General features: G+C 65.4%; 7 protein-coding genes and 1 pseudogene. 6 read left to right on the forward strand and 2 right to left on the reverse strand.

The window, feature by feature from the left end; genetic code table 11:
* The first annotated feature begins 233 nt into the window (after positions 1-233).
* The 6 genes and pseudogenes from ACCQ00_RS05840 (at position 234) to pbpC (ending at position 13,001) form a co-directional block, all read left to right on the forward strand.
* The gene (locus ACCQ00_RS05840) at positions 234-5,135 is read left to right on the forward strand and encodes an alpha-2-macroglobulin family protein (protein WP_180959824.1); all 4,902 of its coding nucleotides are present in this window, start codon (positions 234-236) and stop codon (positions 5,133-5,135) included.
* A gap of 480 nt (positions 5,136-5,615) precedes the next feature.
* A complete protein-coding gene (locus ACCQ00_RS05845; RefSeq protein WP_372354083.1) occupies positions 5,616-8,603 on the forward strand; it encodes a TonB-dependent receptor in 2,988 nt (995 codons plus the stop codon).
* A 38-nt stretch (positions 8,604-8,641) separates the two neighbouring features.
* Positions 8,642-9,592, forward strand: coding sequence for a glycerophosphodiester phosphodiesterase family protein (locus ACCQ00_RS05850; RefSeq protein WP_039572848.1), 951 nt, complete (start codon positions 8,642-8,644; stop codon positions 9,590-9,592).
* A gap of 148 nt (positions 9,593-9,740) precedes the next feature.
* A pseudogene (locus ACCQ00_RS05855) lies at positions 9,741-9,930 on the forward strand (hypothetical protein).
* Positions 9,931-10,064: 134 nt separating this feature from the next.
* Positions 10,065-10,493 carry a sensor histidine kinase gene (locus tag ACCQ00_RS05860; protein WP_039572845.1) on the forward strand — a complete coding sequence of 143 codons (429 nt, stop codon included), beginning with the start codon at positions 10,065-10,067 and terminating at the stop codon, positions 10,491-10,493.
* A 117-nt stretch (positions 10,494-10,610) separates the two neighbouring features.
* Positions 10,611-13,001, forward strand: coding sequence for a penicillin-binding protein 1C (gene pbpC, locus ACCQ00_RS05865; protein WP_372354084.1), 2,391 nt, complete (start codon positions 10,611-10,613; stop codon positions 12,999-13,001).
* Positions 13,002-13,348: 347 nt separating this feature from the next.
* Here pbpC and ACCQ00_RS05870 read toward each other — a convergent pair whose 3' ends face one another.
* A complete protein-coding gene (locus ACCQ00_RS05870) occupies positions 13,349-13,909 on the reverse strand; it encodes a ferritin-like domain-containing protein (protein WP_003483923.1) in 561 nt (186 codons plus the stop codon).
* Positions 13,910-13,952: 43 nt separating this feature from the next.
* Positions 13,953-14,435, reverse strand: coding sequence for a peroxiredoxin (locus ACCQ00_RS05875; RefSeq protein WP_017155767.1), 483 nt, complete (start codon positions 14,433-14,435; stop codon positions 13,953-13,955).
* Between the last annotated feature and the right edge of the window lie 23 nt (positions 14,436-14,458).

Consider the following 14,458-nt stretch of genomic DNA (forward strand, 5'->3'; position numbering starts at 1 on the left):
TCCAGCTGCCTGCGCTAGGCGGCATGAGGTGGTTTGGCGGTCGCTCCAAGCGCAGGTGCCAGACCACTGCGCTCACTGCAGTCTGCCATCGCAACGCTCGCCAGCAGCGCACGCTTGCCGCCCATCGGCAAGCAGCCACGTCGTCGCATTGGCGCCATCAGCCAGATGCGCAGCGTCGCTATACTTGCGTTCTCACATTGCGAGTAGCACGAATGGACAGCCAGGGATCACGGATGATGCGGTCGGGCACGCGGCGGGTCGTGCTGTGGGCGGTTTTGCTGGCCGTGGCAATCGGCGCGGTGGCGTGCAAGCGCAACGAAAGCGGTCAGCTGCCCACCGCCAGCGGCGAGGCGATCAAGGCCGAAAAGCAGGCCATCACCGGTTTCGCGTTGGCGCGTGCCTATCCCGACCAGACCAGCGACGGCCTGTCGCTGGCACTGGAATTCTCGCGGCCACTGGTCGGCACGCAGGATTTCGATGCGCTGGTGCGCTTCGAAGAAAAGGTCGGCACCGGCGACAGCAGCTGGACGCTGTCCGAGGACGGCAAGACGCTGCGCTACCCGTACGTCGAAGCGGCCAAGGACTACACCGTACTGGTCGACGCCAACCTGCTGGCCGCCGACGGCAGCCGCCTGGGCAAGCCGCTCAAGCAAAAGGTCTACACCGGCGAACTCAAGCCTGTGGCCGGGTTCGCTTCGCAGGGCAGCGTGTTGCCGGCGCGCGAAAGCCGCGGCCTGCCGGTGGTGTCGGTCAACGTGCCGGAAGTGGACGTGGAGTTTCTGCGCGTGCGCGAAAAATCGGTGCCGGCGTTCTTCCAGCAGTTCCAGCGTGGCGGACGCCGTGGCAGCTGGGATCTGGAGAGCGAGTACAGCGGCAACCAGCCGCTGTCCAAGCTGGCCGACCCGGTGTATGTCAATCGGTTCATCCTTGGCGGCAAGAAGAACGAGCGCGTGCTGACCTACCTGCCGACGCAGGACATCAAGGAACTGCAGGAACCTGGCCTGTATTTCGCGGTGATGAAGCGTGCCGGCAGTTTCGAGAACGAATTCGACACCGCGTTCTTTACCGTCAGCGACATCGGCCTGCATACGCGCGCCTACAAGGACAAGTTGTTCGTACACACCGCCTCGTTGCAGAGCGGCGAGCCGATCAAGAACGTGGAGCTGCGCATCCTCGATGCCAAGGGCGAGTTGTTCCTGAAAGCTGCGACCGACGGTAACGGCAATGCGCTGCTCAACTACACGCTCGACGCCGGCCATGTGCTGACCGCACGCAGCAAGACCGACATTTCGCTGCTGCCGTTCAACCAGCCCGCATTGGATCTGAGCGAGTTCGCCGTGGCCGGGCGTCAGGGCGCGTGGTTCGATGTGTTCGCCTGGGCCGGTCGCGATCTGTATCGCCCCGGCGAAACCATGCGGGTGTCGGCGATCCTGCGCGACAACGACGGCAAACCGACCAAGCCGCAACCGGTGTTCCTGCGTCTGAAGCAGCCGGACGGCAAGACCTTCCGCGAGACCAAGCTGCTGCCGGGCGAGCAGGGCTATTTCGAATTCGCCCAGCAGATTCCGGCCGATGCGCCGACCGGCCGCTGGCAGGTGGAATTCCGCACCGATCCGGCCAGCAAGGACGCTGTGCGGGGCATGACCGTGCGCGTGGAAGAGTTTCTGCCCGAGCGCATGAAGCTGGACCTGGACAGCACGCAAAAAACCTTGAGCGCCGGCCAGCCGTTCAAGCTGGTGGCCAATGCCGCGTACCTGTACGGCGCACCGGCCGCCGGCAACCGTTTCACCGCCAAGCTGGCGGTCAGCGTCGAGCAGCATCCGCTGGAAGCGTTGCCCGGCTGGTTCTTCGGCGACCCCACGCTGGAGCTGCCGCGCGAAGCCAAGGACGTGATCGACACCGAGTTCGGTGGCGACGGCATCCTGCGCGAAGACATCGCATTGCCGGCCGAAGCCAAGCCGGTCAGCACGATTGCCGCGGTCGTTTCCGGCAGCGTGTACGAAACCGGCGGGCGCACGGTCACTCGCACCCTCAAGCGCGTGCTGTGGCCGGCCAAGGCCCTGGTCGGCGTGCGGCCATTGTTCGACGACAAAGACGGCACCGATGCCAATGGGACGGCGCGCTTCGAAGTGACCCGCGTGGATGCCGATGGCAAGCCGCAGCCGGCCAAGGGCCTGAAGGTCACGCTGGTGCGCGAGTTGCGCGATTACCACTGGAACTACACCGACAACCACTGGGATTACGACTTCACTCGCCGCTTCGAAAACAAGGACACGCGCACGCTCGATGTGGGCAGCGTCAATGCCAAGATCGATTTCCCGGTGGAATGGGGCGAATACCGCCTGGATGTGTTCGACCCGGCCAGCGGGCTGACCACGCGTTACCCGTTCCGCGCCGGCTGGAGCTGGAACGATGAAAACCGTGGCCTGGACGCGCGCCCGGACAAGGTCAAGCTGGCGCTGGACAAGACCGGCTACCGCGCTGGCGACACGCTCAAGGTGACGCTGACGCCGCCGCATGCCGGCAAGGGCGTGTTGTTGGTGGAAAGCGACAAGCTGCTGTACGTGCAGGACATCGACGTCAAGCCGGGCAGCAGCTTCGAGATTCCGGTGACCGAGGCGTGGGAGCGCCACGATGTGTATGTCACCGCACTGGTCTTCCGCGGCGGCAGTGCGCCCAGCAAGATCACCCCGGCACGCGCGGTGGGTGTGGCCTATGTGCCGATGGATCGCAAGGCGCGGCGGGTGGCGGTGGGCTTGTCCGCACCCAAGCAGATGCGTCCCGAGCAGCCCTTGCCGGTGACGGTGAGCGTGCCTGAACTGGCAGGCCAGGCCGCGCACGTGACCATTTCGGCAGTGGACGTGGGCATCCTCAACATCACCCGTTTCCCGGTGCCCGATGCCAATGCGCAGTTCTTTGCGCAGCGTCGTCTGGGGACCGATGCGTACGACATCTATGGGCGGGTGATCGAAAGTTTCGAAGGCGCCAGCGGCAAGCTCAAGTTCGGCGGCGACATGGCGCTGGAAGCCTTGCCGCAGGCCAAGCGTCCGACCGCGCGCGTGCAGACCGTCGACCTGTTTTCCGGCTCGGTCAAACTCGACGCCCGTGGCAACGCGCGCGTGCAACTGCCGGTGCCGGATTTCAACGGCACCTTGCGGGTGTCGGCGCTGGTGTACTCGGACACGCGGTACGGCAACCGCGACATGGAAACCGTCGTGCGTGCACCAATCCTGGCCGAGGCCAGCATGCCGCGCGTGATGGCTCCGGGCGACCGCAGCACGGTGACGCTGGACGTGCAGAATTTCACCGGCAAGCCGGGCGAATTCGACGTGCGTGTGGAGGGCATTGGCCCGCTGGCCATCGGCGAGGCGTCGCGTAGCGTCAAGCTCGGCGTGGACGCCAAGCAGACGCTGAGCTTCCCGCTGAGCGCCACCGAAGGCTACAGCGTGGCCAAGGTGCGCGTGCGCGTGAACGGCAACGGGTTCAAGGCCGACCGCAGCTACGAGCTGCCGGTGCGCGCCGGCTGGCCGCAGGTGCTGCGTGCGCAGACCCGCGTGCTCGATCCGCTGGCGCCGATCACCCTGGACAGCGGCTTTGCCGATGGCCTGATGGCCGGCTCGGTGACCACGCGCATGGTGGTCAGTGCGTTGCCGCCGATTCCGTTCGCCAGCGCATTGCAGGGCGCGTTGGAGTATCCGTACGGCTGCGCCGAGCAGACCACCAGCAAGGGCTATGCGGCGCTGCTGCTCGACGATGCCACCGCCAGGGCGCTCGGCACCAAGGGGCTGGAAGCGGCCAAGCGCCGCGAGCGCATGGAAGGCGCGTTCGGACGTCTGGCGTCGATGCAGATCGCCAGCGGGCATTTTTCGATGTGGGGCGACGATGGCTACGTCAACCCGGGACTGACGCCATATATCGCCGAGTTCCTGCTCGACGCCAAGGACGCTGGTTTTGCGGTGCCCGACACGGTGCTGCAGAAGGCGCTCAATCGCCTGAGCGAAGATCTGTTGTCCGGTGGCAACGAGTTCTATGGGCAGGACCGCCGCGACAACCTGAAGTTCGCCAATCAGGCCTGGTCCGGCTATGTGCTGGCACGCGTCAACCGCGCGCCGCTGGGCACGCTGCGTGCGCTGTACGACAACCAGCGCGACAAGGCGCTGACGGGCCTGTCGTTGGTGCATCTGGGCATCGCCTTGTCGCTGCAGGGCGATACCAAGCGTGGCGAAGCGGCGATCAAGGCCGGGTTTGCCAAGGACAGCAGCGAGCGTCCGCCGTACTTCGGCGATTACGGCAGCGCGATCCGCGACGACGCGTTGATGATGGCGTTGCTGCACGAACGCGGTTTGTCCAAGCCCGAGTACGACACCCGCGCGGTGGCCCTGGGCAGCGCGCTGGATGCACGTCGCGCAAGCGGTTGGTTGTGGCTGAGCACGCAGGAGCAAGTGGCGCTTGCGCGGTTGGGCAAGGCGTTGATGGTCGGGCAGGGCAAGCAGGTGTCCGGCAGCTTGACGGTGGGCGACCAGGTGCAGCAGATCGCACCGGCACGTGTGTTCGGGCGCAGTTTCGACAGTGCTGCCCTGGCGCGCGGCGTGCAGTTCGCACCGCAAGGCGAGGCGCCGATGTACGCCAGCCTGGAAGTGGCCGGCATTCCGCGCAGCGCACCGGAACCGGACACGCGCAATCTCAGCGTGGAGCGCAGCTGGTACACCACCGATGGCAAGCCGTGGACTCCGCGTCCACTCAAGGAAGGCGAAGCGTTGATCGTGCGCGTCAGCATCACTGCCAACAGCAGCATGCCCGACGCCTTGCTCACCGACCTGTTGCCGGCCGGTTTGGAAATCGAGAATTTCAATCTCGGCGATGCCAAGCAATGGGCCGACGTGGTGGTGGACGGCATCGGCATCAGCGAGCGGTCCAGCGCCGCCGACGTCAAGCACGAAGAATTCCGCGACGACCGCTATGTGGCCGCGCTGGCGCTCTCTTCCGGCAGCAAGGCGCAGGTGTACTACCTGGTGCGTGCCGTCACCCCGGGCACCTACACGGTGCCGCCGTCGCTGGTGGAAGACATGTACCGGCCGGAGCTGCGCGGTGTAGGCCGCAGCACGCCAGCCACGATGACGGTGGTGCAGCCGTAGGGCGACAAGGTAGGAGCGCGCTCGCGCGCGATGGGACGTACCGGTAACGTCCCATCGCGCGCGAGCGCGCTGCTACATACGGAGTTTTTTCACCGAAGCGAGTGTCCGGCTCCGATGCAAGCGTTTGCGTGGCTGGGCCAGCGTGCAGCGATGATCAACGCTATTTCCGCGGGACATCGTGCGCTTGGTCGTGGTCGGCACTCGCTTGCGAATCACTGCTACCTCCTCACCGTCACGAGGTGCCAGCGGCAACGCCTAGTCGACGATTTTCAGCTGGCCGCATCAGGGTCCCGTGCGTTCATCGCCACGCTGCCAGGAGCGCAAGCGCGCTCCTAAGAGCCCTAACTTCGCAAACCGCGACATCGCTGCGCATTGTCTTTTCGGTGCGACCTGGGTGACACACGAAGGTCATTTTTCAACTCTACGGTGGCGTGCTTTCTCATCGGCGCGGCGTTGGTGCCGCGCAACTAACGGGATTCCATGCAGCGCTTCGATCCGTACCGTGTGCACCTGTCCGTTCTCGCCGTGGCCATCGCCGCATGTTCGCCTGCAGTGCAGGCGCAAACCGCCGGCGCATCATCCGATGCTGCGCGCCTTGCGTCGCCAATGCCTCCGGACACGGCATCATCCAACGAGAGCCAGCGTCGTACAGAGACAGCGTCGGTGGTAGAGCACCGCTCCAACACCGACGCTACAGACACGCGCGGCGATGCAGCCGGCAGCGATGCGCCCGCCGCAGACGCGCCTGAAACCGGCGTAAAAACCCTCGATGCCATGCAGGTCACCGGCGTGCGCCGCGCCAACGCGGCTGCGGTGGAAAGCAAGCGCGCGGCGACCAATATCACCGATGTGATCAGCGCCACCGATGTGCGTGCCTTGCCCGACAGCACCATCGTCGAGGCATTGCGGCGCGTGCCGGGCTTGTCCGTCTTGCCTGCCACCGACAACGAGCATCCGCGCGATGAAGCAGCCACGCCGGTCTTGCGTGGCCTGGGGCCGTCGTACAACAACGTCACCATCGACGGGCTCACCATCGCCTCGCCCGGGACACCGAACGGTACGCTCGGTTCGATCACCCGCGGCGTGCGCCTGGACCTGTTGCCGGCCTCGATGGTCAGCGAATTGCAGGTCGTCAAGACCTTCACTCCCGACCTGGACCCCAACGCCACCGGCGGTGCGATCAACCTGAAAACCCGCAGCGCGTTCGAAAACGGTGGCAAGCCGTTCTTCAGCGCCGAGGCAGCGCTAGGCCACGCCAACGATGTAGGCACGCCGCGCGATCAGGACGACCCCGGTTATCGCTTGAACGCCACCGGCAGCCGCACCTTCGGGAGCGAGCAGCAGTACGGTGTCACCCTGTCTGCCAACTATCAAACGCTGAGCAGCTACACCGAAACCCATATGACCACCGACACGGTGCATTACGGGTTCTACGACAACAGCGGTGTCTTGCAGACCGGCGACAGCCTGGGCAATGGCTGGGCGGTGCCGCAGCAGGATAAATACTGGTACGTGCAGGATCAGCGCGACCGTTATGGCCTCACTGGCAAGTTCGAGATGCGGCCCAGCGCGGCGCTGGAAGCCTATGCCATGGCCGGTTACTACTATTTCAAGGACGACATGGAGCGCAACGAGGTCATCATCGATCCGCGCAACCGTGGCCGGGTCTTCAATCAGACCGCCACCTCCGGCAGTTATCCCGGTGGCGACATCGAGGTGGGCTATTCGAACCAGATCGTCACCACGCGTACCAAGGTTGCGCAGCTGGGAGCGATCTGGCGGCCCACCGATCGCCAACAGTTTTCCGCGCGTGGTGCGTGGTCGGATGCGACCTACGACGAGCCGATTCGCATGATCAAGTACGCCACCGGCATCACGCGCCCGGCACCGGTGCCGGTGGGCCAGACCGGCAGTGGCGTGACCATCAATGCCACGCCCGATTATGCGTTCAACTACGACACGTCCGGGTTCGACCAGCGCTTCGGCGTGTCGCCGCAGGCCTACAACAACCTGGACAATTACAGCCTGTCGTACTGGCGCCCGGACTATAAACGCACCGCCGCCGATCGCATCCTCACCGGTCGGCTCGATTACGGCTTCAATCAAGGCGAAAGCGATCAGGGCATTGGCTTTGCGGCAGGCGTGTCGTACACCACCGACAAGCCGTCCTACGAGATCTATCGCGTGGAGTACCAGCCCAATACGACGGCGCCAACGCTCGGTCTGGCTGACGTCGTGGGTACCGGCAGGGCGCCGATGCGCTATGCCGGTTTGAACCTGCTGAGCATCGACCCGAACAAGGCCAATCGCGTGCTGGCAGCCTTGCCGTTGAGCGCGTTCAACAGCACCGACCAGCAGGCCTTCAGCAATCAGGACAACTTCACCCATACCGAAAAAACCTTCGGCAGCTATGGCTTGGTGAGCTATCGCAGCGATCGTTTGAACGTGCAGGCCGGTGTGCATTTCGACAGCACCAAGCTCGACACGGTGGGCCGCCAGCGGCAGCTGGATGCGGCAACCAATCACTACGTGTACGTCGATAACCCGACCAGTGCGGATTACGACTATCTGCTGCCATCGGCGGTGATGACCTATCACCTGACCGATGCGCTGGACCTGCGTGCCGGTGCAAGCCGCACGCTGGGCCGCCCGCCGTACGATGCCTATGCGGCGCGTACCTCGATCGGCTTCGTCAATACGACAGACGCAGGCAACCCGAATGCGCAGGGCGTCACCGTCACCATCGGCAACCCGGATATCAAGCCGCGCGTGTCCAACAACCTGGATCTGTCGCTGGAATGGCGACTGCCCGGCGATTTCGATGCGTTCGCCTCCGCCGCCGTCTTCGACAAGCACATCCAGGACGAGATCTTTACGCTCTCGCGCACCGACAGCTTCACTTTCGACGGCACCACCTATGCGAATGCGTTCATCAGCACGCCGGCCAATGCCGCCAAGGCACGCATCCGCGGTGTGGAGTTCAACGGCATCGTCAACACATTAGGGCCGATCGCGCCGTGGTTGAGTGGCGTCGGTTTCAGCGCCAACGTCGCGTTGCTCGATGGCAGTCTGGACGTGCCCTACAGCGTCGGCAGCGGCAGCAGCCTGACCCAGCGCGAGCGCAAGCTCGACAATCTGGTTGGTCAGCCCGATTACACCGCCAACGCAACGCTGTTCTACAACACCGGCGGGCTGGAACTGCGTGCGGCCTACAACCGGCAAGGCAAGGCGCTGCGCTCCATCGTCAGCAATATCGACTGGCAGGACCTGTACTGGTCGCCGCGTTCGCAACTGGATTTCACCGCCACCTATGCGGTGAGCAAGCAGTTGAGCCTGATCGGCCAGGTCAGCAATCTCACCCACAGCCGCATCACCAGCGTGACCGGCCCAGGCGAGAATCTGCTCAAGGACAGTTACTCGGTGCCTACGACCTATTGGGTTGGTTTGCGGTTTACACCGGCGTTTTGACTACCTTCCCTCCTTTCTTCCTTCGGATTGCGCTACCCATGAAATCCTCTTTGTTGCCGCTACTGTTGCTGGCCAGTGGCCTGACCGGCCCTGCCGCTGCGGCATCCAGTACCGGCGCCGGTACGGCGATCCAGGCGCGCCTGGCCGATCCTGACGGCGGGATCTTCGTCGTCGCCCATCGGGGCTGCCACAACCCGGCTCCGGCGCACGGCTTCCCCGGCCATGCGCCGGAGAACTCGCTGGCCGGCCTGGAGCGCTGCGTGGCGATGGGCGTGGACATGCTCGAAACCGATATCCGCCGCGCCGGCGATGGCACCCTGGTGATGTTCCATGACGCCACCGTCGAGCGCACCACCGACGGCAGCGGCAAGGTCGCCGAGTTGACCTGGGCGCAGCTGTCGCGATTGCGGCTGCGCGACGACGAGGGCGGCGCCGATGCCGCACTCACCGACCAGCATCCGGTGCGGCTGGATCAGATGCTGGCCGCGGCCAAGGGCCGCATCATGCTCAATCTGGACGTCAAGGCGCCGATCTATGCCGAAGTCGCGGACGCGGTGCGGCGCGCCGGTATGGAGCGCCAGGTGGTCCTCAAGACCGAGGTCGGCGTGTACAGCCAGCCGCTGGCATCGCTGCCGCCGTTCGACCGTATCAACTTCACTCCGATCCTGCTCAATCCGCCGGGTACCGACGACTTGCTGAAGACCTTGCGTACCCAGCTGAGCGGCAAGGTGCGGCCGGTGGCGATCGAACTGCCACGGATCAGCGGCGAGCAGTTGCCCGCGCTGGCCACACTGGCCAAGCAGCAGCGCGTGCGGCTGCTGGTCAACACGCTGTGGGATGGCTTCGTCGCCGGTGCCGGCGGCGACGCGGATGCGGTGCGCGATCCGGATGCGGTGTGGGGACGGCTGCATCGCGCCGGCATCAGCGCGTTCCAGACCGACGAACCCGAAGCGCTGCTGCATTACCGCGCCTCGCTCGAACAACACTGAGCACGCACTTTGCCGCGCAACCGTCCGCAATCGGTCGGTGCGCGTCCACTTGCGGACGATGTGCCCCTGACTGGCCAGCGCGCTGTGTAGCGGTTTCAATGACTTATTACGCTTTGCGACCTGGCATGCCATCTGCTTTGCAATGGCCATGGATATCGCCAAGTCTCCACCGCGTTCGTTCTGGCGCCACCAACGCGGTTGGCTGGCACTGGCCATTGGCGTCACTGTCCTCGCTGCCGTGGCGGTAACGGTGCTCGGTGCCGGCCGCGCCGCGCCGCGGGTGGCGCGCAGCGAGCTGTGGATCGATGCCGCCACGCGCGGTCCAGGCCAAACGCTGATCCTGCAGCTGCGCAATCCCGAGCTGGACGCCGCACTGGATCGCGCCCACGCCGCGCTGGCCTGACCCAAAGCGAGATCGTCGAGGCGCAGCAGCGTAGCCGCGCCAGCATCGAAACCCAGCGCGTGGCGGAGCGTGGCCTTGCAGCGCTTTCTCGGCGGCTATGCGCGGCTGGCGCGACCACCGGCGCCGGTGCCGGCAGCACTCGCGCTGGCGCCAGGGTTGCGGCTGCGCGCCGATACCGACCAGCTCGAGCAGGTGTTGATCAGTCTGTTGCGCAACGCGTTGGAGTCCGGTGGAGTTGCACCGATCGTTCTGCGGGCGTGCGCCGATGGCGCGATGGCACGCATCGAGGTGCTCGATGGTGGTGCCAGATTGCCGCCCAGCGACAATTTGTTTGTGCCGTTCTTCACCACCAAGCCCGGTGGCTCGGGGATCGGTCTGGTGCTGTCGCGGCAGAGCGTAGACGCACAGAGCGGCAGCCTGGAGCTACGGCCGCGCAGCGATGCGCCGGGCAGTGTCGCCACGTTGTGGCTGCCGCTGGCGGCGGACGGCGCGGTGTGATGCCGGTGCCATGGCCTGCCATCGGATCGGCCCGTGCGGAAACGTCGCGCCAGCACGCCGCCTTGCCCATGAGGTTGCCGCAACGGGCAAAATAGCGGCTTCCATATGGGAGCACGCATGCTGCAGGACGACACCGCCGCCACGCATCCCGCGCGGCGAACCCGGCGCTGGACGCGCCTGCTGCCTTGGCTGCGCTGGGGTACGGTGGTGCTGTTGAGCGCGCTGTTGCTGCTGGACCTGGCCTTCCCGCTGCCGTTGCCCAAATCGCGCGACACCTCCACCCTGGTGGTCGCGCGCGACGGCACGCCGTTACGCGCCTTCGCCGACCGCAATGGCGTATGGCGTTACCCCGCCACGCCGCAGAGCGTGTCGCCGCTGTATCTGCAGGCGCTGCTGAACTACGAAGATCGCTGGTTCTGGTGCCACCCGGGCGTCAATCCGTGGGGTCTGCTGCGTGCCGGTGGGCAGTGGATCGGGCAGGGCCGCATCGTGTCCGGCGGCTCCACCCTGACCATGCAGGTGGCACGCATCCTGGACCCGCATACGCGCACGCCATGGGGCAAGGCCAAGCAGTTGTTGCGCGCGTTGCAGCTGGAAGCGCACCTGAGCAAGCATGAGATTCTCATGCTGTATCTGGAGCGCGCGCCCTACGGCGGCACCATCGAAGGGGTGGAGGCGGCCAGCTGGGCGTATCTGGGCAAGCCGGCCAAGGCCTTGTCGCATGCCGAGGCCGCGTTGCTGGCGGTATTGCCGCAGTCGCCCAGCCGCCTGCGCCCGGACCGGCACCCGGAAGCGGCGCAACGCGCACGCGACAAGGTGCTCGACCGCATGGTCGAGCTGGGCGTGTGGTCGCGCGCACAGGTGGACGATGCGCGCATCGAACCGGTGGTCACCCGCTCGCTCAAGCCGCCCCTGCATGCGGCCCTACTGGCGCAGCGCCTGCACAGCGCGCAGCCGCGTGCGGCGCGTATCGTCACCACGCTGGATGCGGAATTGCAGCGCACGCTGGAAGAGCGCGTGTCCACGTATTTTTCGCAGCTGCCGGAGCGCACCTCCGCGGCATTGCTGGTGGTGGATAACGCCACGATGGAGGCGCGCGCCTACGTGGGCTCGGCCAGTTTCGGCGACCGCAAGCGCCTGGGTCATGTCGACATGGTGCAGGCATGGCGCTCGCCGGGCTCCACGCTCAAGCCCTTCCTGTATGGCATGGCGCTGGACGATGGCTTGATCCATTCCGAAAGCCTGTTGGTGGATGCGCCGCAGAGTTTTGGCGACTACCGGCCCGGCAACTTCGATGCGGCGTTCAACGGCCCGGTGAGCGCGGCCACGGCGTTGCGGCTGTCGTTGAACGTGCCGGCGGTGGATCTGCTTGATCGCATCGGCCCGGCGCGCTTTGCTGCGCGACTGTCCAATGCCGGGATTGCGCTGCATTTTCCCTCCGGCAGTACGCCGTCGCTGGCGTTGATACTGGGCGGTACCGGCGCACAGTTACAGGACTTGGTGGGCGCGTTCGCCGCGCTCAATCGCAGCGGCATTGCCGGACGTGTGCGCTATACGCCGGACGATGCGCGTATCGATCGCCGCTTGATGTCGCCGGGTGCGGCCTGGATCGTGCGCGAAATCTTGCAAAGCAATCCGCGGCCCGGTTACGGCAGCGGCACGTTCGACACCACCGCACGCCCCGGCGTGGCGTGGAAGACCGGTACCAGCTACGGCTACCGCGATGCATGGGCCCTTGGCGGAACGCGGCGTTACACCGTCGGCGTCTGGGTAGGGCGGCCGGATGGCACCCCGTTGCCCGGTCAATACGGTGCGGTCACCGCATTGCCGTTGATGTTCGAAGTCATCGATGCCTTGCCCCGTAGCGCTGGCGACAGTGCGCCGTTGCCGATGCCAGCCACGGTGCAGGCAATCAACATCTGCTGGCCGCTGGGCGGCGCCGCCGATCAGACGCCACCGCCTCTGTGCGCACGTCGTGCCGACGCGTATGCACTCGACGGTGCCGTGCCGCCCACCTTTGCCGAGCGCGATGCGCGTCTTTGGCAAAGCGGGCAGGTGCGCTTCGAGGTCGATGCGCGCAGCGGTCAGCGGTTGTCGCAGGAATGCAGCCAACCGCATGCGCGTGTGCCGCGCGCGGTGGCGCGCTGGCCGGCATTGGTCTCGCCCTGGCTCAGCACATCCGAACGCGCCGCCGCGCAACTGCCGCCCTTGGCTGACGATTGCGTGCCGGACGGGCGCATGACCGGTGGCGGAGTGCTGCGCATCGACGGGTTGACCGACCGCGCCACGCTTGCGCGGGCCAACGACGCCGCGCGCCCGGTACGGCTGCAGCTACGTGCGCTGGGCAGCGAGGCGCGAATCGATTGGCTGCTGGATGGCCGCTGGATTGCGCAGACCAGCGGAAGACAAGGATTTCAGCGCGATTTCGAAGAAGTCGGGTTGCATACGCTCACCGCAATGGCCAGCGATGGCGCATGGACGCAGGTGCGCTTTCGGGTGTTGCGCTGACCGGATCACCAACCAGGTGCGACCGCCCGTGCTTGGCGGCAGACCTGCTGCGCGCGACAAACGGGTAGGAGCGCACCCGTGCGCGAAGAGGCCTTGCCGGAAATGCGTCATCGCGCCCAGGTGCGCTCCTACAAAGGCGTTGAGGGCTGCGGCGCGTCGGGATCTGTCCGCCTCGTAGGGGCGTGGCTCACGGGGCGCGATCGTATACGCGCAAGCTGCCGGCACAAAAAAAGACAGACAGGGCGCTCAAGGCGCTGCCCTGTCTGTCTCATCACCGAGTCGTTTTCAATTTCAACTCGCTGCGATCGTTCATCGCAACGCAGTGCTACATCGCAGAAATCAAAAACTCACTCGCCGATCCAGCCTTCCAGCATGTCGGCAAATTCATCGGCATGCTCTTCTTCCTGGGCGAGGATGCTTTCCAGAATGCGCTTGGTGGTGGTGTCCTTGTCGCCGATGAAATCGATCATCTCCCGGTAGCTATCAATGGCGATGCGCTCGGCGATGAGGTTTTCCTTGACCATGTCGCGCAGGTCGGTGCCTTCCTTGTATTCGGCATGCGAGCGCTTGGTCAGCGTGTCCGGATTGAGGTCCGGTTCGCCACCCAGCTGCACGATGCGCTCGGCCAGCTTGTGTGCGTGCTCTTGTTCCTGTTGCGCATGTTCCAGGAACTCGCCCTTCACTGCGTCGGCAAGCATGCCCTTGGCCATGAAGTAGTGGCGGTAGTAGCGCAAGGTGCACACGTATTCGGTGGCAAGCGCGGTGTTGAGCAATTCGATCACCTTCTCGCGATCGGCGTGGTAGCTCTCGGTGATGGCGCCGTCTTCGATGCTCTGGCGCGCGCGGGCGCGCAAGGTGGCAGTGTCGGTGATACCGGCGGGGGTATTGGTGGCTGGCTGATCAGACATGGCTGGCCGTTTTCCTTCTAAAGTGGATGGGAGAAATGGGTGCTCAATCCGGCAGATGCTGCAGCACGTAATCGGCTGCAGAGACTTTGAACTCGCCGGGTTCTTCAACAAACAACGCCTTGACCACGGCGTCGTCTGCATACAGCGCGTAGCGGCGCGAGCGCAGGCCCATGCCCGAGCCGCTGGCGTCGATTTCAAGGCCCAGGGCGCGCGCCAGTTCGGCGTTGCCGTCGGGTAACAGGTGCAGGCCGTCGGGGATCAACTGGCTGCGTCCCCAGGCCTGCATCACGAACGGGTCGTTGACCGCGGTGCACAGCACATCGATACCGCGTTTGCGGAATTGCTCGAAGTGTTCCACATAGCCCGGCAGGTGCTTGGCCGAGCAGGTGGGGGTAAAGGCCCCCGGCACCGCGAACAGCAGCACCTTGCGGCCTGCGAACAGGCTGTGGGTGTCGACGGCCTCGATGCCCTCGCGCAGGCGCTTGAGCACGACTTCGGGAATGCGGTCACCAACGTGGATGGTCATGCGGCGGGCTCCTGTGGCTGAAC

Source organism: Xanthomonas sp. NCPPB 3761 (assembly GCF_041475705.2).
GTDB classification, from domain to species: Bacteria; Pseudomonadota; Gammaproteobacteria; order Xanthomonadales; family Xanthomonadaceae; genus Xanthomonas; species Xanthomonas phaseoli.